The organism is Algoriphagus winogradskyi (genome assembly GCF_900182815.1).
Classification (GTDB): Bacteria; Bacteroidota; Bacteroidia; order Cytophagales; family Cyclobacteriaceae; genus Algoriphagus; species Algoriphagus winogradskyi.
The window spans coordinates 590,748-612,034 of the sequence record NZ_FXUA01000003.1 but is presented as its reverse complement, the minus strand read 5'-3'; the positions used below and the strand labels follow the sequence as shown (position 1 = coordinate 612,034).

The following is a 21,287-nucleotide window of genomic DNA, read 5'->3' as shown; positions in this document are numbered from 1 at the left end:
TGCTAAACATCTTGAACAGTGGTACATAGAGCTATAGTTAGGATGTAAGCACTAATAAAAACCCTCATAAACCCCAAATCAAATTAGTATGGAACAACCTGTACCGTTACTCCATCCCCAAAACCGGGAGATGGTGAATGACCTTAAATTTTTATTGTTAACCTCAAATTACCAGCTATGAAAAAAGTTTTATCAATTGCTTTCGCTCTGGTCTTGATGCTCGGCCTCACGGCTACATCATATGCCCAGCAGCGAATCCTTAAAGGAGTTGTCACTGCTGACGGACTCCCAATGCCTGGTGTTACGGTCTTAGACAAGACTAACCAAACCGGAACCACTACGAATATAGATGGTGAATATTCTATTACGGTAGGATCAAACTCAGTGGTGATATTCTCATTTATTGGTTACGCTACACAAGAAATAACTGTAGGAAACCAAACGGAGGTTAATATCAACCTTAGAGAAGATGCTAGCGAACTTTCTGAATTTGTTGTGACTGCTTTCGGTATGGATAAAGAGCAGAAAGCCTTGGGTTATGCAACTAGTACAGTTAAGGCCGATGAATTAGTAAAAACTGGTACTCCAAATGTTGCTTCTGCATTGTACGGTAAAGCAGCAGGGGTGAAAATCCAGACAGGTGCAGGTGGAGCTACTTCAGCTGTTAATATTCAGATTCGTGGTATTAACTCAATTACTGGTAAAAGCCAGCCTCTAATCGTTTTGGATGGTGTTCCTATCCGAAATGAAGAGGTGTCAAATACTAACTATTGGGCAGATCAGCGATTGAGAGGTAATGGTTTACTAGATATCAACCCTGCTGATATTGATAATATTTCAATATTGAAAGGAGCTTCAGCAGCAGCACTTTATGGTTCTGAAGCTGTAAATGGTGTTGTTTTGATCACCACCAAAAAAGGAAAAGCAGGTCCAAAAGGCATGCAAGTGGATTTCAATACCAATTTTTCGGTTGATAATATTGCCTATTTACCAAGATACCAAAATGTAAGAGGCCCAGGTATGCCTTCTCACGTACAAAATTTGGGACAAGCTGAAGACGGCTTTAACTATACAGACGAAGGAATTCGTACTGTGCCAAATACAACAACGAATTTCGGGCCTGTATTTGATGGTCAGCCAATGCTTGCTTGGGATGGAATCTCAAGACCCTATGTAGCTCAGGAAGATAGTTATGCTGCTTTATTTAATAGCCCTATAAGCTCACAAGTGAACGTTTCTATTTCCAATGCTACTGATAAATCAAACTTCCGTTTGTCTTTATCACGTCAGGATAATGAGGCCTTGAGTTTGAATTCGAAAAACAGTAAAAATATCCTAAATCTAAATTCAAGCTATCAAGTAAGTAAGCGATTGAAAACAGATTTGATGGTTAATTACATCAATCAGAATACAGCAAACCGTCCTTATTCTGTTGACCGGATGATCAACAACTTCGGTGGAATGATGACCCGTTTTGATAATGGAGCCTGGTATTTGGATAAATATAAGACTAGCAGAGGATATAAATTTGTTACCGGAACTGGTCAGAGTTTAACTCCAGATGAAAATATTACAGGAAATGGATTTAGAGGAGATATTGCAGATTATGCGTGGAGGGTTAATGAAAATAGAGCTTCAGAGAAAAGCAATCGTGTAATTGGTAGTTTGACTAATACATTCACGATTATGGAAGGTTTGAGCTTGAGAGCACGTATATCTACTGACTTCACAGATCGATATTCAGAAACTGAAAACTCTACTGAGCGGCCTTTAGCTTTCGGGCCTTCCGGCTCATTTGGGATGCAGTCTGAAACCTTTAATATTCTCTATGGAGACTTGATGCTAAATTATAAAAAAGCAATCACTGATGATATTACAATAGGAGCAATGGCAGGTTATACTGCGAGACAAGAAAGTATAACTAGAATTGGAAGAAGTACAAATGGGGGCTTGAGTACAGAAAACCTGTTTGACGTGGTAGCATCTGCTAACCTTCCTAACAACAGTTCAAGTCGTGAATATAGAACAATTGATGCGCTATTGGGTACAGTGAATTTTGACTACAAAAACATCTGGTTTGTAGAGGGAACAATCCGTAGAGATAGAATTTCTACCATGAATCCTAATAATAATGCTTTTGTTTACCCATCTGTGAATACCGCGTTTGCGATTTCTGATGCTTTCCAACTTCCACAGTTCATTACGTTCTCTAAGTTGAGAGGTTCATGGGGAATTGTGGGTAACTACCCAGATATTTACAGAGCTAATATTGCATACAACCAAAATTCTCTAGGTGTACAGCAACCAGGCGGTAATAATGTACTTTATACCACATTGCCAAGTTCGTTTGGAAATGACGGAATCAAGCCAGAGCAAAAACATGAATTTGAATTTGGATTGGATACTCGATTTTACAATAATAGATTTGGAATAGACATTTCTTACTACAATGCACAGATCCGCGACCAGATCTTACCATTGACCCTGCCGACATCTTCAGGAGCTTCATCCGTACTTACCAATATCGGAACACTTAGAAATACTGGTTTAGAAATCCAGTTAAATGGTGCAATCATCAGTACGCCTACATTCGGCTGGAATATGACTATTAACTATGCTAAGAATGTTAACAAAGTTGAAAAATTAGCTAATGGCGCAACTGAGTTACTTCATGCTGATTACGACGGCAACGCTGCTCAACTTAGGTCAGTTGTAGGCAGACCTATGGGTGATTTTTATGCTCACCCTATAGAAAGAGATGCTAACGGCAACAAGATCGTTCAGCCAAATGGATTATACAAGATCGATGCGAATAACTGGGAGCAAGTGGGTAACGCAATGCCTGATGCAGTAGGTGGTATTATCAATGAATTGAACTATAAGAACTTCTCTTTATATGCAGCGATGGATTTTCAGATCGGTGGTAGTGTAATGCCAACTGGTATCAACTGGATGAAAAGCCGAGGCTTGACTGAAGAGACTTTAAACTTTATGGATGAAGCAAGTGGAGGATTGGCTTATTATCAGAACGCTAACGGTCAAGGTATTCAAGTGCCACATTCTACAGCTCAAGGTCCAAATGGTGAGACAGTTTATCATGATGGTATGTTAATGGACGGAGTAGTCGCAGATGGTTCTACTAACTCAAATGTGATTTCTCAAGCTTATTATTACTGGAACACCTATAACTGGGGTGGGCCTCAGTATAGCCAGTCTAGATACGAATTATATATCCAAGACAACGACTATATCAAAATGAGAGAGTTGTCAATTGCATATACTATTCCAAATCAAATTACTTCTAAAATTGGAGCGTCTAATGTGAACATATCTGTGTATGGTAGAAATTTGTTTTTCTTATATAGAAACATCAAGGATCTTGATCCAGAGGTGTTGACTGGAGGATCTAGATGGACCCAGACATTGACTAGTGCAGGCACCAACCCAGCTACTAGAACTTGGGGTGTTATGTTAAGAGCAAGATTCTAATAGTTGGTTTAAGACTAAAATATAATTGACATGAATATTAATAGACTAATTATTTATATAGTGCTGATAGGTCTCTCAGTGAGCTGTACCACGTCAGATTTTGAAGAGAATTATACTGATCCATCAAAGCTCTCTGAGACTACGGTTGGGAAGCAGTTTACCGGGATGATGATGTCAAATCGCCTCTATGTCCTACCTGGTTATAGGGATTATTTTGTCATTCGAAGAATAACAGCGAATAGATACACGCAGGCAGCAGGTTGGGTAAATGAAGAAAACCAATATGTGCCAGGTTCGGCCGCTGTTGGAGAGCGATGGGATGTTTACTATGGCTTTATGCAGCAGTATCGCGAAATCCAGAAGGTATATGATGGGCTTTCTGATCAAGCTAAAGTTGACAATCGTGTGTTTATGATTGCAGCAGCAACATATTTCTATGATCGTACACAGCAAATTGTGGATCTGTATGGAGATATTCCATGGAGTGAAGCAGGTATGCTTAGTATCAATGGTGGGGCCTATCAAGAATCCTATCCAGCCTATGATTCAGCTGAAAGTATCTATACTACGATGCTAGACGATTTGGCTGACTTTGCAGATGAAATGGGAAGTCTTGAAATTAATGCCGCGACAGCTGTGGATTTCAAGACACAAGACTTGGTAAATCGTGGAGATATCAATAAGTGGTTGAGGTATATTAATTCTCTTCGATTGAGAATGCTGACTAGGGTTTCAGGAACTAGTGAATTCGGATCAAGAGCAAAATCCGAAATCGCTTCAATCTTATCAAATCCAGGAGCATATCCTATTGTAGACACGAATGATAGTAATATTCTTTTTCAGATTTACTCATTAGGTACATTAATGGGGGCTAACCAGTTTCAGAGTGGTTTGGAAGATTGGGATGGAAATATAGCTGGAAAGCGTATTTTGGATCATATGGTTGACAATAAGGATCCAAGATTAACTTATGTCTTTGAAAAGAACCCTAATCCAAATACGGTAGTTGAAGACTATTTGGGTTTGGATCCTTTGATGAATCCAACTGCACAAAATGAGCTTGTATTGACTCAGACTTTGAGTATTTACAATCGCTCTACATTGAGTAGAAATCAGTTTTTCCCTGGAGTGATCATGACTGCAGCTGAGGTTCACCTTCTAGCAGCTGAATATTACTTGAAAGAAGGGCAAGACGCAATGGCAAAATCTCATTATGAGGAATCTGTCAAGCAGTCTATTGGGTTTTATCAGAATATGAGAAGTATTTCAAATAACGCTGAATCACCTAATCCTGTCGTGCCAACGACTGAGTCTATTGCTGAGTATTTAGCAATGGATGAGATATCTTGGGATGCAGCTTCAGGAATGGACGAAAAGCTAACTTTGATTGCAGAGCAAAAGTGGTTGCATTTCAATGTAGTACAGTCAAATGAAAGTTGGACTGAAATTAGAAGACTAGGGAAAATAGATTTTGATTTCTGGGTAGATAACTCTAATCAGCAGAACCTCCCGCCTTCAAGATGGATGTATCCAGGATCTGAACAGTCTTATAACATGGAAAACTACTCAGTGGTACAGCCAGAAGATAAGTTGACCAATACAATTTTCTGGGATATGAACTAGTAATAGTTTGGGTTTCTAACTAGCGAAAGGCCTCTCATAGTTTTTGAGAGGCCTTTTTTTGTAATTGTTAGAATCATAGTTTGTTAAATATTAGATCATGCAATTACCCTGATTGCAGATCTACCGCATTATTTATTATTCGAAATGCAGAGTAGCCTGAAACTATTAATAAAGCCGTTTTAGCAATTTTCTTCTCTTGCTCCTGCACATAATTAAAATCTTTTGACATGAGTCTAAAAAAACGTCTCAAAAATTAGGGCGATAGTCCAAATAATCGAAATATGGAGTTACTTTATAAATTTTTTTTGCTAAGTGACTGTATATTTAGAGAAAAAATACTTTAAAGTTTTTGATAGATAGTTGTTTTTTTTAGCTTTAGGAACTGTAGATAATTAACCTCATCAAAAAAATATGAGAGATTATCAAACGTGTTTTATTATCCAACCAAACTAAATTATTGTGAATGAATGGTCCTCTAGTGCGCAGAGGTATGTGGTGCACGATTAGTAAAATCATTTTATTTCTAACAACTATTTTCAAACTATGAAAAAAATTCTATCAATTGCTTTAGCACTTGTTCTGACCATTGGCCTAATGGCTAATGTGCAAGCTCAGACGAGGGTGCTGAAAGGCGTCGTTACCGCATCGACGGACGGCTTGCCTATGCCAGGGGTCACTATCCTGGATAAAAGTAATCAGACAGGGACCACCACGAATATAGATGGTGAGTATTCAATCTCTGTAAGTCCTAGTTCAGTTCTAGTCTTTTCCTTCATTGGATATGCTTCGAAAGAATTTCCAGTGGGTAATTTGACTGAATTGGACGTTGTTCTGGCTGAAGATGCAAGTGAATTATCTGAGGTGGTTGTTACCGCTTTGGGTATTAGCAAGGACAAGGAAACTCTCGGTTATTCTGTTACACAAGTAGGTAGTGAGGCATTGACCACTGCGCGCGAAACAAACGTGGCTAACTCCCTTGCAGGCCGAGTAGCTGGTTTAGTTGTAAAAGGAACCAATAGTGGTCCTGGTGGAACATCCAAAATCACATTGAGAGGCCTACCAAGTATCAGTGGTACTGGATCTCCTTTATATGTGATCAATGGTATCCCAATGGATAATACCCAAAGAGGTTCGGCTGGACAATGGGGTGGAGCAGATGGTGGTGACGGTATTGGTAACCTTAGCCCTGATGACATCGAGACAATGACTGTGTTGAAAGGTCAAGCTGCATCTGCACTTTATGGTTCCAGAGCTTCAAACGGCGTTATTTTGATTACTACAAAGAAAGGGTCCAAGGGTGACGACTGGTCTCTAACCTATACTATGAACGTAATGGCTGAAAATCCAGTGGATTTCACAGATTTCCAGGAAGTTTATGGTCAAGGAGTTGGAGGATTGAAGCCAACTACGGCTGTTGACGCTCAGACTTCTGGCCGTCTGGCCTGGGGTGCTAAAATGGATGGAAGCCAAGTAATAGGTTTTGATGGAAATCAATATCCATATTCTCCTTCTAATGATCGTTATATTGATTTCTACAGAACAGGTACAAACTTTACCAATACAGTATCTATTTCCAAAGGACTAGGTAAAGATGGATCTTTCAGAATGTCCGCTTCGAATCTTGATGCTAAATCAATTGTCCCTAATAGTGGAGTAGATAGACTATCATTGAACTTGAACGTTGAGCAAAACATTACTGAAAAGTTTAATGTGACTGCCATGATCAATTACACTGATCAGAAATCTACCAATGTGCCTAATCTAAGTGATGGTCCTAAGAATCCTAACAACTTCTTACTCCTTGCACCAAATATTAGACAGAGTATTTTTGCTCCTGGCTTTGATCCTGAAACAGGTGCTGAGACGGTATTTAGTGATGATATCTATGTGACTAACCCCTATTTTATTGCAAACCAAGGTGTCAATGATATCGGAAGGAAGCGTACTATATCTGCCATATCAACTAAATATAGCTTTACTAAGGATATATACGCGATGATACGCTTTGGTAATGATGCATCTAACGATGACTTTTTTGGTGTAGATCCATCTGGACTTGCTTATTCTGCAAACCTTCAAGGAGGTTTAAATGGTAGAGGCCAGTCATCAAGAACTGAAACAAACATCGACGGTATTTTAGGTGCTAATTTTGATTTAACAAGCAAATTAAATCTAGATTTATTAGCTGGTGCAAATAGAAGAAATAACAAATTTGAGTCAGTAGGAGTAGGCGGAAGTAGATTTGTAATCCCTTATTTGTATTCTCCATTTAATGTTGAGGCATTCAACAGATCCTATTCTTACAATGAAAGAGAAGTTCAATCGGCTTACTATTCAGTTGGTATCGGATATAATAATATCCTGACATTGACAACTACAGGTAGATATGATGTTTATAGTACGTTGCCTACCTCTAACAATAGTATTTTCTCACCATCAGTAGCAGCTGCATTTGTTTTTGATCAGTTGATCGATATGCCGGCTTTGGATTTTGGTAAAGTTAGAGCGTCTTACGCTGTGACTAGTGGTGAGCCATTTGATGCTTACCAAAGTACATTCTACTACAATTCTGCAAACTCTTATAACGGAGTTCCTGCTGGATCTTCTCCAACTGCTCTTCCTAACCTGAACCTCAAGCCGTTCACTACCAGTGAATTAGAATTGGGTGTTGATCTGAGCTTCTTCAACAACCGTTTAGGTTTTGATATTGCTTATTATGAGAAGGAAACGCACAATGAAATTATGAATGCCAACCTAAGTATTACTTCAGGTTTCAATAGCTCAGTAGTTGCGACTGGTTCTACTAGTAACAAAGGCTTGGAAGTTTTGGTAACAGGTGTACCTGTTCAGACTTCTAACTTTCAGTGGAAGACATCATTCAACTTATCAAATGTTAAGAGTGAAATACTAAGTACTGATCCAAATAACAACCCTATCAACTTAGGTCAAAACAGGGGTACCCTTGGAAATGCCATTACTTCGTATGTAGTAGGTGAAGCTGGCCCTCAGATTAGAGCATATGACTATGCATACAATGCTGATGGAAGTATCATGGTGAGCGAGGCTGGACTTCCAGTTCGTGGAGAATTGATCAATATGGGCTCTGTGTTGCCAACTCTTTACGGTGGATGGAATAACGAATTTAACTACAAAGGTGTTTCATTCTCTTTCTTGATAGATTATAACTACGGTAACAAAGTGCTTTCTGCAACTGAGTTTTACTCGATTTTCAGAGGCCTTAACCAAATTACTCTTGAAGGAAGAGAGTCAGGTGTGACTAATGGAGGAGTGACTGCTCCTGCTCAAGCCTATTACCAAGCTTTGGCACAGAATGTAACAAGTACAAGTGTTGTTGATGGTGATTTCATCAAGTTGAGACAGTTGACCCTAGGTTACACTTTCCCAGCGAAATGGTTTGGAAATGTCCCAGTATTGAAAGGATTGAGTGCTTCCCTAGTTGGAAGAAACCTTGCTTTCTTAATGCGTAAAGCTAAGAATATTGACCCTGAAGCTAACTTCGGTTCAAATATTAACTACACTGGTATTGAGGGTGGTAACCTTCCGAGCACTAGATCTTTTGGTTTTAACCTTAATTTCAAATTGAACTAATATGAAAAAATATATAAGCATATTTCTTACGGGTATTTTATTAGCCGTATCAAGCTGTGACGGTGACTTTGCCGATATTAACACGGATCCAAACCGCGCGGATGGTAGTGTTTTTGACCCTAACTTGATTTTACCTACAGTTCAGTATAACTACAGTAATATGATGACGGGTTATACAGGAGCCATACTTTTCCAAAGTATGTGGGTACAAATAATGGCATCTACATCGACAGGTGGAGCTAACTATTACTCAAATGCTGATAAATATGTAGCATCTGGAAGTACAAATAGTTACATACAAAGTGTATGGAATGATGGATTCGCTGCTGCTTCTAGAGCTTACCAAATGCAATCTCTAGCAGAGACAAAAGGGTTCACGAATTTAGTGGCTGTAGGAGAAATTTGGAAAGTCCTTACGCTTTCGTTCGTGACTGATGTTTATGGTGATATTCCTTATAGCGAAGCACTAATGGCAGAAGCTGGGATCACTCAGCCTAAATACGATTCTCAGTCCGAAGCTTACATGGCTATGCTTGCTGACTTAGAAGGGGCTCTTTCCTCTATTAATACTTCTGGTGATCCAATTAAAAATGATGTTCTCTATGGAGGTGATTTGACGAAATGGAAGAAACTGGGGTATTCAATTATGCTTAGAATGGCAATGCGGTTAGTGGATGTAGACCCTTCTACTGCACAGTCTTATGTTCAAAAAGCTATTGCTGGTGGTGTCTTTGCTTCTCCTGCAGATGAAGCAGTTTTAGTTTCAGATCAGAATAATGGCTATGCTAATTCAAGTGCAAATGCTTTGAATGTAACTGATGATGTATATGAAGTTCGTTGGTCAGAAAAGTTGATCGACTTCTTAAAGTCAAACAATGATCCACGTTTATCAATAATTGCGGAAGTACCGCCAGCTGGACTTTCTGCCAATCGTAACGGAAGTATTGTTGGAAATAGTGACCCTAGTGTTCAAATTGGCTTACCAAATGGTTACGATTTGAAAGGTGGTGCTGAGGATATTACTAAATACGCGAAGTATCCTGGACCAACTGGGACCGGTGGTGATGTTGCTCCAATTGGCGCATATTCTAGACCTACAGCCATATATAGAGATAGAAACGCACCGGTGTTTATCCTTACTTATGCTGAAACTCAGTTTTTGCTAGCTGATGCAGCAGCAAGAGGTTTTTCAGTTTCAGGGACAGCATCTTCTTACTATGCTGCTGGATTAGAAGGCGCCATGACTACCATTGGTAAGTTTGGTGGTAGAACAGTTTCTGAGGCTGACGCTGATGCTTACATTGCTGCAAATCCTTTAGATACAAGTAGTGCTGCTGCTTCTCTTAAAATGATTAATACTCAAATCTGGGCTACTACTGGTGTTTTAGCTAATTTCGTAGAGTCATGGAATAACTGGAAAAGATCTGGCTATCCTGAGTTGAGTGCTGTGAATTATACAGGAAACTTCTCCTCAGGTCAAATTCCTAGAAGGCAATTGTATCCAGCATCTGAAAGTACTACCAACCCAGAAAGTTTAGCAAATGCTATTTCTAATATGGGGGGTGATACCTGGATTAATTCCGTTTGGTGGGATAAATAATTCCCTATAATTAATTAGATTTTTGAAAGAGGTTTCGATTTGGTTCGAGGCCTCTTTCTTTTTGTCTTAAATTAGATTTATGAATTTATTACTAGGACTAATTATACCATGAAATTGATCGGAGTGGATATTGGCGGTTCGCACATCTCAGCAGCCAAGGTTGGGTTGCAAGAAGGGAATGCGATTTTTCATAATTTTCATGAGGCTGATGTGAATACATATGTAGACCAGGAATCAATTATAAGTGAATGGACCAATGTGATTTTAAGAGCCGCTGACTATTCAAAAGATATCACCGTTGGAATTGCAATGCCTGGTCCATACGACTATGAAAAAGGGATTTCTTTGATCAAGGATCAAGGGAAAATGTCCTCATTGTATCAGATGTCGGTGAAAGATTTGCTAGCTGAAAGTCTTAAGATCTCTGCTGATCAAATTCACTTCACAAATGACGCAGAGGCTTTTTTGATCGGTGAAAGTTATGCCGGTGCAGGAAGAAATTTTCAAAATTCTATAGGGATCACTTTGGGTACTGGGCTAGGCTCGGCTATCAAAATTCAGGAAGTAGTCAAGGACGCTATGCTTTGGACTGCACCCTTCAGAGATGGAATAGCAGAGGATTATTTGGGGACTGCGTGGTTTGTGAATTATACTTTTGAACATTATGGTTTAGAAATTTCAGGTGTGAAAGATCTACTTAATGAGAGTTTCGATTCAGTGATTTCCAAGCAGATTTTTGAGACTTTTGGAAGGGCATTAGGCGAGTTTTTATTACCGTATTTGATGCGCTTGCATGCTGAAGGTGTAGTTGTGGGAGGGAAGATTAGCCTAGCTGGAGATCTATATTTACCAACCACCATTTCTTATTTAGCTACAATGGGTTATCCCGTAGCGATAAAGAAATCTGTTTTAGGTGAAAGGGCCGCTTTGATTGGCTCCTGCTTAAACTTTATTTAATCACCATATAAAATGAGTACAATTAGATTTAATGCAATTCTTATTTGTCTATTTATCTGGGCTGTCACACCTATTTTTGGCCAACAAAAGTATGATTTAATCATTATTGGAGGTGGAGCAAGTGGTACTGCCGCTGGTATTTCTGCTGGTAGGTTAGGTACTAAAACATTGATTATTGAGCCAACTGTTTGGCTTGGAGGAATGCTTACATCTGCTGGGGTTTCCGCAATTGATGGAAATCATCGCTTGCCTTCCGGAGTCTGGGGCGAGTTCAAAGCGAGATTAGAAGAGCATTATGGAGGCCCGGATAAGCTTTCTACCGGGTGGGTGAGTAATACACTTTTTGAACCTAAAGTGGCAAGCCAAATACTTCAGGATATGGCTAAGTCGGTAAGCGCTTTGACTGTCTCCCTCGAAAGTGACTGGAAGACAGCTGACTACTCTAATAGGGGTTGGACCATTACGTATCTATATAAAGGAGAGTTGCTAACGGTGGAAGCACCTATGTTAATTGATGCCACAGAGCTCGGTGATGTGGCTGCTTCACAAGGTTTAGCATACCGTCTTGGGATGGATGCACGAGATGAAATTGGGGAAAGCTTTGCGCCAGCAGAAAGTAATAGGATAATCCAAGATCTCACTTATGTGGTCACACTTCAGGATTATGGAAAAGGGGCAACTAAGACTATTCAAAAACCAGCTAATTATGATCCAGCTGAGTTTGCCTGTGCTTGTGCACATGCTGATCCTATTTCAGAGAATGCTCCCACTTTAGATTGTGACAAAATGCTGAGTTATGGTAAGCTACCCAATGGAAAATACATGATCAATTGGCCGAATTGCGGGAATGATTACTATTTGAACATTGTAGAGATGAATCCAGAGGAGCGCAGAGTTGCTCTGGAGGCAGCAAAGCAGGCTAGTCTGAGATTTATCTATTATATCCAACATGAACTTGGCTACTCCCATTTAGGAATAGCAGAGGATGAATACCCAACAGAAGATGATCTGCCAATGATTCCATATCACAGGGAATCTAGAAGATTTTTTGGGTTGGTTGATTTTACCTTGCCTTATGTGCGTACACCATATGAAGCAACAAATCCTTTATATCGAACCGGCGTCGTGGTAGGAGATTATACCATTGACCATCATCATAAGAAGAATCCAGAAGCTCCAGCAATTGATTTTATCAAAATTCGTGTTCCATCTTACAATGTTCCGTTGGGGGCTTTGATTCCAAAGAATCACCCAGCGTTGATTCTTGCAGAAAAGAGTATCTCAGTTTCAAATATTGTGAATGGAGCGACACGACTCCAGCCAGTAGTGTTAGGCATTGGACAAGCTGCAGGTGTTTTGGCTTCTGTTGCAGTTAAGGAAAAGAAAAAACTTAATGAGGTTTCTATCAGAGAGGTTCAGGCAATATTGCTATCCCAACATGCCTATATCATGCCATTCATCGATGTGAATCCTAATGACAAAAATTTTGCTGCAATGCAAAAAATTGGGGCAACTGGGATTTTGAAAGGGGAGGGAGTTCCTTATCTCTGGGCTAATCAAACTTGGTTTTATCCTGATCGATTGGTCACTGAATATGAATTAGTGAATGGATTAAGGCCTCTTTATTCTGAGCTAAAAGATTTTTGGGGAGCATCTGGAGATTATTTGACTGGACTGAGATTACAAGTTATACTTGAAATGATCAAACCAAATACGCCATTGTTGGAAATTGCCCAAGCTTGGAAAGGTAGAGGGATAGGTGGAGAGTTCACTACAGAAATGAACCTGAGCAGAGAGCAAGTTTCGGTGATTTTGGATGAACTTTTAGATCCTTTCTCCAAGCAAATTGATTGGAAAGGAGAGTATTAGGTTTCATCAATTTGCCCTATTCCAATCTTCCATGCTTTCTTAACCCTTTTCCATCTGATTCTGTCAAAGCATCACCCATATCTGCTCTAGCTTCATCAGCAAACTGAATTAGCTTAGAAACGATTTCAGGATTGCTATCTGAGACATCAGACGTTTCATTCGGATCGATTGAAAGATCGAAAAGCTCAGCATTGTCCAGCTTCAACATTTGGTATTTTACAGGAATTCCATCATTTCGCATTTCTGTTCCTTCTGGGATACTTCTGTAGGTGTGAGGAAAAACCATTTTCCATTTCCCATAAATTACAGCCTGTAATTCATTTCTATTGTAGTAAGCAAAATAGGGTTTTGGCTCAATTGCTTTTCCTTCCAGAATAGGAAGTATACTTCTACCATCAATTGCTAACTCAGGTAATTTCGAGCCCGTAATTTCAGCGAGTGTTGGTAGGATGTCTATCGTCATAGCCGCTTGCTTTTCGATCTTACCAGCTGGAAAATGATTTGGCCAGACAAAGATTCCCGGTTCACGGATTCCCCCATCCCAAGAGGTGCCTTTGCCTTCTTTGAGACCTCCTGTAAGTCCTGCATGACCTCCGTAAGAGAGCCAAGGCCCATTATCAGAGGTGAAAATGATGATTGTATTCTCAGCTAATCCTAAATCCTCCAGTTTCTTCCTTACCTGACCGACTGACCAATCCACCTCCATCATGACATCTCCATAAAGCCCTTGCTCGGATTTACCTTTGAACTTATCAGATACAAAAAGTGGCACATGAGTCATGCTATGCGCCAAATACAGGAAGAATGGTTCATCTTTACTTTTCTCTATAAACTTAATCGCCTCCTCAGTATAATTCGTGGTCAACATACTTTGATCATCAAGTGTATCGATCACAGCGGTGTTTCGGTAAAGCGGTAGCGGTGGATAATAATCCTTAGCCTCTGGATGATGTGGCCACATATCATTAGAGTATGGAAGCCCATAATAAGAATCAAAACCTTGCTCAGTAGGTAAAAAAGTAGGGAGATGTCCCAAATGCCACTTTCCGACCATCCCGGTTGCGTAGCCATTAGCTTTAAGCATTTCAGCAATCGTAGTTTCATCAGGATTTAAACCATGAGTTGCGATATGGTCCAACGCGCCGAATATTTCTAATCTGTTGGCGTAGGTACCAGTTAGCAAAGCTGCTCTCGATGCAGAGCAAACTGCATGAGGAACATAAAATTGAGTGAATCGTACACCATCTGCTGCGAGCTGATCCAGATTGGGCGTTTTCCATTCTGTAGCTCCATAAACTCCCAAATCTCCATAACCTAAATCATCTGCGAAAATCAAGACAATATTTGGTTTATTGGTTGTTTCAGCTGTGTCCTTTTCCTCAGGTTTTGTCTTGCAAGAACTAACTACTACTGAGGTTAGAAGGAATGAAAAAAGGTAAATGGTGAGATGGAAACGCATATTTTTCGTGGTTACTTTAAGTCAATCTAATTTTCTAATACAACCTTTTCCCAGATCATATTCCCAATTTTCTCACCTTGTTTGACGCCCTCTTCGATGGCATCTCTAAAATGAATTCCTCCATAAAGTCTGGAAATGGCGGCTTCTTCAGAAGCATAAAGAAAGGAAGGAAACGGTCTTTCTGGTAATCCAAAGTAGGTTTCTGAACTGTCAATAAAATCAAAATTATCACCGAAATAACCGGTTAAAATTACTGCAGACGCTCTACTGATTACAGAATGTCCAGAAGTGTACTCTGGAAAAGGAGGAGTTTGTAGTAATGGTCTCCAGCGTTGATCTAGTTGCTGATTGATCACAGTTTCGGGCCGGATTCTATCTGTGTCGTATTTAGCTTTCCAGCAGGAAATAAAGGCATCATGAAGTGTCATTGCGACTAATGCATGTACATAAGCAGTCTCTTCAAAAGATAACTCGGCTTTTTGCGCAGCAATTCCAGTGATACCTACCCAGTGCCCACCAGGAGATATTTTCTTTACTCCTATAGCCATGTGGCCTGAGAATTCAACCTTGAAGGGATTACAGTCCCAGAAGTTGGCAATCAGCTTTCTCTCTTCATTGAGCTCATTGGTGGTGGTATAGACTTCCATCAATTGGGTGTGAAAAGAACTACCTTCTGTCATATCAAAAGGTGCCATTGGAGCGGGTTTATACTCCTCTAGGTCCTGTATGAAAAAAGGCTTTATCGTTTCCCATTCTGGTTCTACCGCAGCGATGTAGGCAGGTGGGGTTGGGTACCAAAAGCCTTCTCCCTTCTGAGGTGTATATCTAGGTAACGTGGATAGTTGTAAATAGCCATCTTTTTTAGCAACATCCATCACTTTTTTAGCAACGAGAGAGGCAAAGTCCAAATTCGCCTGCATTGATTTCTTTGTGATTATTTTTGCTTTTAAAGCAGCTTCAACCCATGCATCTTGTTTTTCTTTCAATAGATATCCTGAAGGCATGATGGATTCCCCTACTTTCAGCATCGCGTAGATAGCTGCAAACTCAGGGGAACTAATTTCTGGATATGTGATTTCCCAATCATGACCCGCTAGGTAGGTTTGATCTAGGATGTTTAGGTTTTCAAATGCTTTTCCGGATTCCTTGGTAACCAAGTATGCAGCAAGGTTGGAATAAGCATAGATTCTAGCTGCGACAGGAGGGCTCGCTACATCAGTCACCATCACTTCGGTGATGTGAAAGAGTTCTTGTGCGTACACTTTCGGCCAATTGATTTCTTTTGGCTTCGCTAGCGAAGCATTCATCACCGAGCAAATCAGCGTAAGTAGGGCAAATGATTTTATTAAATATCGACTCATTTAATCGTGTAGCTTTCCAAAAGTTTCTGATTGATTCCGAAAAGTAGCTCTGTTCCTGAAGCGGTTTTAAATGGTAAAATGGATTTTATATCTCCTTTTATTGCTAGGCCAGATTCTGAAGGACTTAAAGGGGAGAAGTTTCCGTTACCATCACCGATAAGCACCAAACCTAATCCAGCATCCATCAAACCAATACGTATGCGGGTATAAGATTGATTACCTCCTAAAATCAAATCCATATGACCATCCTGATTTAAGTCAATGGGTAAAATGCTAAAGACAGGAAATGATTGTGCTATTCTAGGGAGAGATTTAACGTCAAGCCCATTTCCAGTATTTTCTAAAATAACTGATTCTAAGGTGTTTGCCTCCAGAATTTGGGAGCTTTCTAACTCCTTCACTGTAAAAAGATCCGTCATTGTCGCTTTGGAGTAGGAAGCGTAATCCGTGAATCGACTTCTCATACTTGCCATTTGATCCAATAATTCATCCCGACTTGGGTAAGGATACATTTTGTCTCCAACAAAGCATTCTAGGATAGGATCGATTGATCCATTTTGGTCGAAATCAGCGGCATACAATCGAAGCTTTTTATTCTCATTCGCTTCAAATTGTGAGTTTAAACCAAAATTCCCAGCTATCAAATCCATGTCTCCATCATTGTCAATATCTGCTTTGACTAGTGTGTTCCACCAGCCAGAAAGATCTGTTTTGATGTATGTTGAGGTTTGATTTTCAAATCTGTTTCCTGTATTAATCATAATGGTGATTGGCATGTATTCACCCGCCAAAACCAAATCCATTTTACCGTCTGAATTCAAATCAATCAACTCTGAAGAAGTGATTAATCCTATTATCCCTTCATTAGGTAAATACTGAATAGTCTGATCGGTGAAATTTCCCTGACCATCATTGATGAGTAATTTACTAGTAGGGATAATTGGATATCGCCCTGGGATAAGTCTAGCCCCGATAAATAGGTCTAGGTGACCATCTTCGTTTGCATCGAAAGCCTGGGCAGTCCCCGTGCTTAATGTATAAGTAGGAAATGAAGGTTGTCTGGTCAAATTACCCAACCCATCATTCAAATAAAGTCTATCCCGAAGTGACTCATCGGAGCCTAAATAGTCATGATATCCCCCGCTTCCAATAAATAAGTCTTGCTTGCCATCTCCATTGAAATCCTCAAAAATAGCCACGGCATCGGTGAATTCATTAGAAGATCTAAAGCCAGAATAGCTCTTCCAAGTTTCGTTTTCGTAGGTCATGATTTTACCAGCTTGTCCTTTTGATCCCCCGATAAATAGCTCTGGATTGCCGTCTCCATTTATGTCACCTTGGGATAAAATTGGGCTGATATAGCTTGGCATGGTAAGCATCAGAGGCTGACGCTTGAAGTCATTGAACTGATTTGGCTCAGGGATGTATGTTGGAGCAAAGTTGCTTTTATCGAGTATAGGAGATGGTTTTGTAGCAGATTTTGCTCCTTGAAAACTATCTTTTTCAATAGTGAGATGCTGATTAGAGGGTGTATTCTCTAGGTATTGTTGAGTGCCGTCCGGCCAGGTAATTTGAATAGAAGGAACATGTGAGAGTTCGCCTAATCCAAACTGAAGTCTAGGGCTAACTGAAGACTGAAATCCTCTAACTGTTTGTTTATCAATAGTTTGTTTTTCTTTGCCTGTGAATAGTTCGACTTTTGCTCCTATTGCAAATGAGTTTAAAGAATTGTCTTTTAGTGAAATTTGTAACCAATTTTTCGAAGGACTGACATTTTCATAAATAGAGGCTTGCTCATTCAGGTTATTGACTACCAAATCTAGATCTCCGTCATTATCTAAATCCGAGTAAACCGCTCCACTCGAAAATCCCTTTTCTTCAAATCCCCAATCTAATGATCTATCTACGAAATTTAATTCTCCGGTATTTTCGTAAAAGTAATTATGAATAGGAGTGGAGGTCATCGTGGTGACCAAGTGTAGCGTATCCGCTTTCTCATTGGCAATCGCCTGTTTGAAATAGTAATCTCCTTTATACTTTAAAAAATCTCTGTTGGTATAGTCCCTATAGTAGCCGTTTGTAATGAAAAGGTCTTTTTTTCCATTATTTGTTGCATCAAAAAATAAGGCTGACCAGCTCCAGTCACTATTGGAAATACCAGCGAGTTGACCTACTTCTGCAAATAATCCATCGCCTTGACTAATCTGGAGCATATTTCTCATACTTTGATGGTGAAATCCCTCCTGTATCATCAAGGCATATTGCTCGTAATTTTCTGGTCCATAAAGTAGCTTTTGGCGCTCATTGTCTTTTGGGAGCATATCTAATGTATAGATGTCAGGTCTTCCATCATTATTGATGTCCGATATGTCCGCTCCCATTGAAAAGTGGGAGATGTGCTGAAAATATTCCTTCAATCGATCGGTAAATGTACCGTCGCCATTATTGATATAGAGATAATCAGGCTCTATGTAGTCATTAGTTATCAAGATGTCTGGCCAACCATCTTGATTGACATCTGATGAGACTATACCCAAGCCAAAGCCTAATGCGGAACCTTGGATGCCAGCCTGTTCACTTATATCAATGAATTTACCGCTATCATTTCTAAATAGCTTGTCACCTGCATAAGGGTGTCTGATAGTTTTTACATCACTAAATTCAAGCTCATTTATGGCTTCAATGTGATGATTCAACAAATACAAGTCTAGATCTCCATCTCGATCAAAATCAAAAAATAAGCCTTGCGTACTATTGGATTGATCAGCTAATCCATATGCTTCTGCTTCGTCCTTGAAAGTAAAATCCCCTTGATTAATCCAGAGTTCATTTCCCCTTTTTGCGGGAGTTCCTTTACCTGAATAGCAGACGTAGATATCTAATAGGCCATCTCCGTTCACGTCTGCCATACTGACGCCAGTAGTCCAAACGTCCTTACCTGCGACTCCGGCTGATTTTGTTTTGTCTTCAAATTTCCACTTCCCAAGATTTCGGTAAATCTTATTGGAAGACATGTTTGCTGTGAAAAATAGATCTTCCAAGCCATCATTATCCAAGTCACCCACTGCTACTCCACCGCCGTTATAGAAGTATTCATAGCGTAGAATATTGTTCTTTTCATCTTCTTTCAGTTGATTTTTGAAAGTAATCCCGGATTTTTTATTGGAGATTTTTTCAAAATTCGGAGAAGAAGATTGAGCGTGAAGAGGAAGGACTGGCTTAAGAAATATGAAAGACCCTAAACTCAGTAATAGGACTGTCTTAGATTTGTTAAGGAAATTCATGTGTTTTGAAACTTCGAAGTTTAGCCCCAATCAATTGATTACATCTTCGAATAGTTTTTCGTTTACAACGGCAACTCCACCTAAAAGACCAACATCTTCACCTAATTGATATAGGGCGATCTTAGACTTTTCACGTGACTTAGCCATACTGTAAATATTTAAAGCCTGTTGAATTGGAGTAATTAAATATTGATTTGCTTCTGCTACTGATCCGCCGATTATTATTAATTCAGGATTTAGTACCTGGATGAGCATTGAGATCCCTCTACCGAGGTCAAGACCTGCTTCAGAGAGGATGGTAATCGCTCTTTGATCTCCTGATAAAGCGGCATCTACCACTAGATTTGGCATTATATCGCCTTCATGATTTCGAGCCATTCTGGCTAGTATGCTGTCCTTATCTAGTTTTATAGCCTCTTCAGCCATTTTCACGATAGCTGTCCCTGAGGCCACAGCCTCTAAGCAACCCTTCTTTCCACATATGCAGGTTACATCTCTGGATTCAAAGATAGGCGAATGGCTAAATTCTCCTGCAAAACCAGATGCGCCCTGATATAACTTCCCATCAATGATAATCCCTAGACCAATTCCCCAACCGATAAAAAGTCCAAGTACATTCTTATGACTGCCATCCGTTGCGAATTTATATTCTGCAAGTGTCATCGCTCGCGCATCATTTTCCAAGAATATTTTCTTAGAAAATCTAGATTCCAAGTTCTCTAGGAGCGTTTTATTCCCAAATCTTAGATAAGTATAATTCACCCCTCCAACTGAATCTGTTAAACCTGGCATCGAAAAGCCCATCGCGATTACTTTATGAGCCGGAATTCCTGTTTTTTCTAGATATGCTTCTATAAGTGTACATATGCGATCAAAGGTTTCCTTTTCGTTGTCTAGGCTTATTCTATGACTTTCCTTGGTGGTAGTCAGGGTTTGATTGCATGAATAAAGTGCAAGATTCATGTTGAACTTAGAAAGATCGACAGAAAGCACATAAAAAGCATCGGGGGCCAGTCTATATAAATCTGGCTTGCGACCACCTTGAGATTCAGCTCGCCCCTGCTTGATAACTTCTCCACTGGTAATCAAATCACCAAGTAGGGAGTTGACGGTAGGTAAGGAGATTCCGACCTCAGCGCAAATTTCGCTTGCAGTATTTGCACCCTTAGTATAGAGGTTCTTAATAATCTTAATTTTATTTAGGTAGCTTTTTATTTCTACCACTCCATCCATTTTTTGGATTATTTCTTGTGGATTTATTAAGTGCATAGGTGTAAGTTATGCCTGAATTACGGCAATTTTTGAATTTCAAAAAAGTACTTTATTAAAAAAATAAGGTAATGGTAGATTAAATTTCATGATATCGGCCAATTACAAGGTGTGTGGCTTAGGTTTTTTTACAAAAGATTCTAAATGTGATATTTTTTTTAAGGAATGCATTTTCTCTATGATTTAATTATTTTTGACATTCACATTTTTAATACAGACATGGATTTACTTGATAAAAATAGCCAACTAAATGAAAATGAGGTATTTCAGAGAGTTGAGGACTTTTTGAATGTTAAAGGTTTCAGAATTGCAGTTAAGGATGATAAAAGGCCTTGGGGCGGTTTTTTCGTATTGGATGAAAGCCAAATTCGAGAATTTGCTAAAATGTTTTTCCAAGACGTTGAATTATCTGAACATCAATTATCTCAGAAACTTAGTCCGAAATTTCTATTGGTGGCACCAGGAGCCCGGCTTTCATGGCAATACCATCATCGAAGAGCAGAGATCTGGAAGCTAATTGATGGAGAGGCTGGTATAGTAAGGAGCCCAACAGATGAACTTGGGAACTTGGAGAAATTAGAACTTGGTAAAACTATTTCTCTGGCACAAGGTGAAAGGCATCGATTGGTTGGATTGGATTCGTGGGGAATAGTTGCAGAAATTTGGATGCATATAGATCCTCAGCACCCATCCAATGAAGAGGATATTGTAAGAGTTGAGGATGACTATTCTCGAACCTAAAAAAAGCTCGGATTATAGTCCGAGCT

11 protein-coding genes are annotated in these 21,287 nt (G+C 39.6%); 7 read left to right on the top strand and 4 right to left on the bottom strand.

The window, feature by feature from the left end; genetic code table 11:
• Positions 1 to 177: 177 nt before the first annotated feature.
• From QOL76_RS11010 to QOL76_RS10985, 6 genes are all read left to right on the top strand, one after another.
• Positions 178 to 3,489: a SusC/RagA family TonB-linked outer membrane protein gene (locus tag QOL76_RS11010; RefSeq protein ID WP_283413011.1), complete on the top strand. Its 3,312-nt coding sequence runs from the start codon at positions 178 to 180 to the stop codon at positions 3,487 to 3,489.
• A gap of 30 nt (positions 3,490 to 3,519) precedes the next feature.
• Positions 3,520 to 5,112, top strand: coding sequence for a SusD/RagB family nutrient-binding outer membrane lipoprotein (locus QOL76_RS11005; protein WP_283413010.1), 1,593 nt, complete (start codon positions 3,520 to 3,522; stop codon positions 5,110 to 5,112).
• A 543-nt stretch (positions 5,113 to 5,655) separates the two neighbouring features.
• On the top strand, positions 5,656 to 8,721 hold the full coding sequence (locus tag QOL76_RS11000; protein WP_283413009.1) for a SusC/RagA family TonB-linked outer membrane protein: 3,066 nt from the start codon (positions 5,656 to 5,658) through the stop codon (positions 8,719 to 8,721).
• 1 nt (position 8,722) lies between these two features.
• Positions 8,723 to 10,321, top strand: a complete 1,599-nt coding sequence (locus tag QOL76_RS10995; RefSeq protein ID WP_283413008.1) for a SusD/RagB family nutrient-binding outer membrane lipoprotein — start codon at positions 8,723 to 8,725, stop codon at positions 10,319 to 10,321.
• 108 nt (positions 10,322 to 10,429) lie between these two features.
• Positions 10,430 to 11,278, top strand: a complete 849-nt coding sequence (locus QOL76_RS10990; RefSeq protein ID WP_283413007.1) for an ROK family protein — start codon at positions 10,430 to 10,432, stop codon at positions 11,276 to 11,278.
• Between the two features lie 12 nt (positions 11,279 to 11,290).
• Positions 11,291 to 13,147, top strand: a complete 1,857-nt coding sequence (locus QOL76_RS10985) for an FAD-dependent oxidoreductase (protein ID WP_283413006.1) — start codon at positions 11,291 to 11,293, stop codon at positions 13,145 to 13,147.
• 16 nt (positions 13,148 to 13,163) lie between these two features.
• Here the strand turns inward: QOL76_RS10985 and QOL76_RS10980 are convergent, their stop codons facing one another.
• The 4 genes from QOL76_RS10980 to QOL76_RS10965 are packed head-to-tail and all read right to left on the bottom strand — an operon-like array spanning position 13,164 to position 20,520.
• On the bottom strand, positions 13,164 to 14,606 hold the full coding sequence (locus QOL76_RS10980; RefSeq protein ID WP_283413005.1) for a sulfatase family protein: 1,443 nt from the start codon (positions 14,604 to 14,606) through the stop codon (positions 13,164 to 13,166).
• 26 nt (positions 14,607 to 14,632) lie between these two features.
• Positions 14,633 to 15,967, bottom strand: coding sequence for a vanadium-dependent haloperoxidase (locus QOL76_RS10975; RefSeq protein WP_283413004.1), 1,335 nt, complete (start codon positions 15,965 to 15,967; stop codon positions 14,633 to 14,635).
• Entirely contained in the window at positions 15,964 to 19,251 is a 3,288-nt protein-coding gene (locus QOL76_RS10970) for a VCBS repeat-containing protein (RefSeq protein ID WP_283413003.1), read from the bottom strand. The genes QOL76_RS10975 and QOL76_RS10970 overlap by 4 nt, the downstream gene beginning before the upstream one ends.
• A 30-nt stretch (positions 19,252 to 19,281) precedes the next feature.
• Entirely contained in the window at positions 19,282 to 20,520 is a 1,239-nt protein-coding gene (locus QOL76_RS10965) for an ROK family transcriptional regulator (protein WP_283413002.1), read from the bottom strand.
• Between the two features lie 219 nt (positions 20,521 to 20,739).
• Here QOL76_RS10965 and QOL76_RS10960 point away from each other — a divergent pair, with 219 nt between their 5' ends.
• Positions 20,740 to 21,261, top strand: coding sequence for a cupin domain-containing protein (locus QOL76_RS10960; protein WP_283413130.1), 522 nt, complete (start codon positions 20,740 to 20,742; stop codon positions 21,259 to 21,261).
• Positions 21,262 to 21,287: the final 26 nt, after the last annotated feature.

Bases quoted from the DNA above. Each gene is read 5' to 3' on its own strand.
- QOL76_RS10995 (WP_283413008.1), top strand. From the start codon at position 8,723: ATGAAAAAATATATAAGCATATTTCTTACGGGTATTTTATTAGCCGTA.
- QOL76_RS11010 (WP_283413011.1), top strand. From the start codon at position 178: ATGAAAAAAGTTTTATCAATTGCTTTCGCTCTGGTCTTGATGCTCGGC.
- QOL76_RS10960 (WP_283413130.1), top strand. From the start codon at position 20,740: ATGGATTTACTTGATAAAAATAGCCAACTAAATGAAAATGAGGTATTT.
- QOL76_RS10975 (WP_283413004.1), bottom strand. From the start codon at position 15,967: ATGAGTCGATATTTAATAAAATCATTTGCCCTACTTACGCTGATTTGC.
- QOL76_RS10970 (WP_283413003.1), bottom strand. From the start codon at position 19,251: ATGAATTTCCTTAACAAATCTAAGACAGTCCTATTACTGAGTTTAGGG.
- QOL76_RS10990 (WP_283413007.1), top strand. From the start codon at position 10,430: ATGAAATTGATCGGAGTGGATATTGGCGGTTCGCACATCTCAGCAGCC.
- QOL76_RS10980 (WP_283413005.1), bottom strand. From the start codon at position 14,606: ATGCGTTTCCATCTCACCATTTACCTTTTTTCATTCCTTCTAACCTCA.
- QOL76_RS11005 (WP_283413010.1), top strand. From the start codon at position 3,520: ATGAATATTAATAGACTAATTATTTATATAGTGCTGATAGGTCTCTCA.
- QOL76_RS11000 (WP_283413009.1), top strand. From the start codon at position 5,656: ATGAAAAAAATTCTATCAATTGCTTTAGCACTTGTTCTGACCATTGGC.
- QOL76_RS10985 (WP_283413006.1), top strand. From the start codon at position 11,291: ATGAGTACAATTAGATTTAATGCAATTCTTATTTGTCTATTTATCTGG.
- QOL76_RS10965 (WP_283413002.1), bottom strand. From the start codon at position 20,520: ATGCACTTAATAAATCCACAAGAAATAATCCAAAAAATGGATGGAGTG.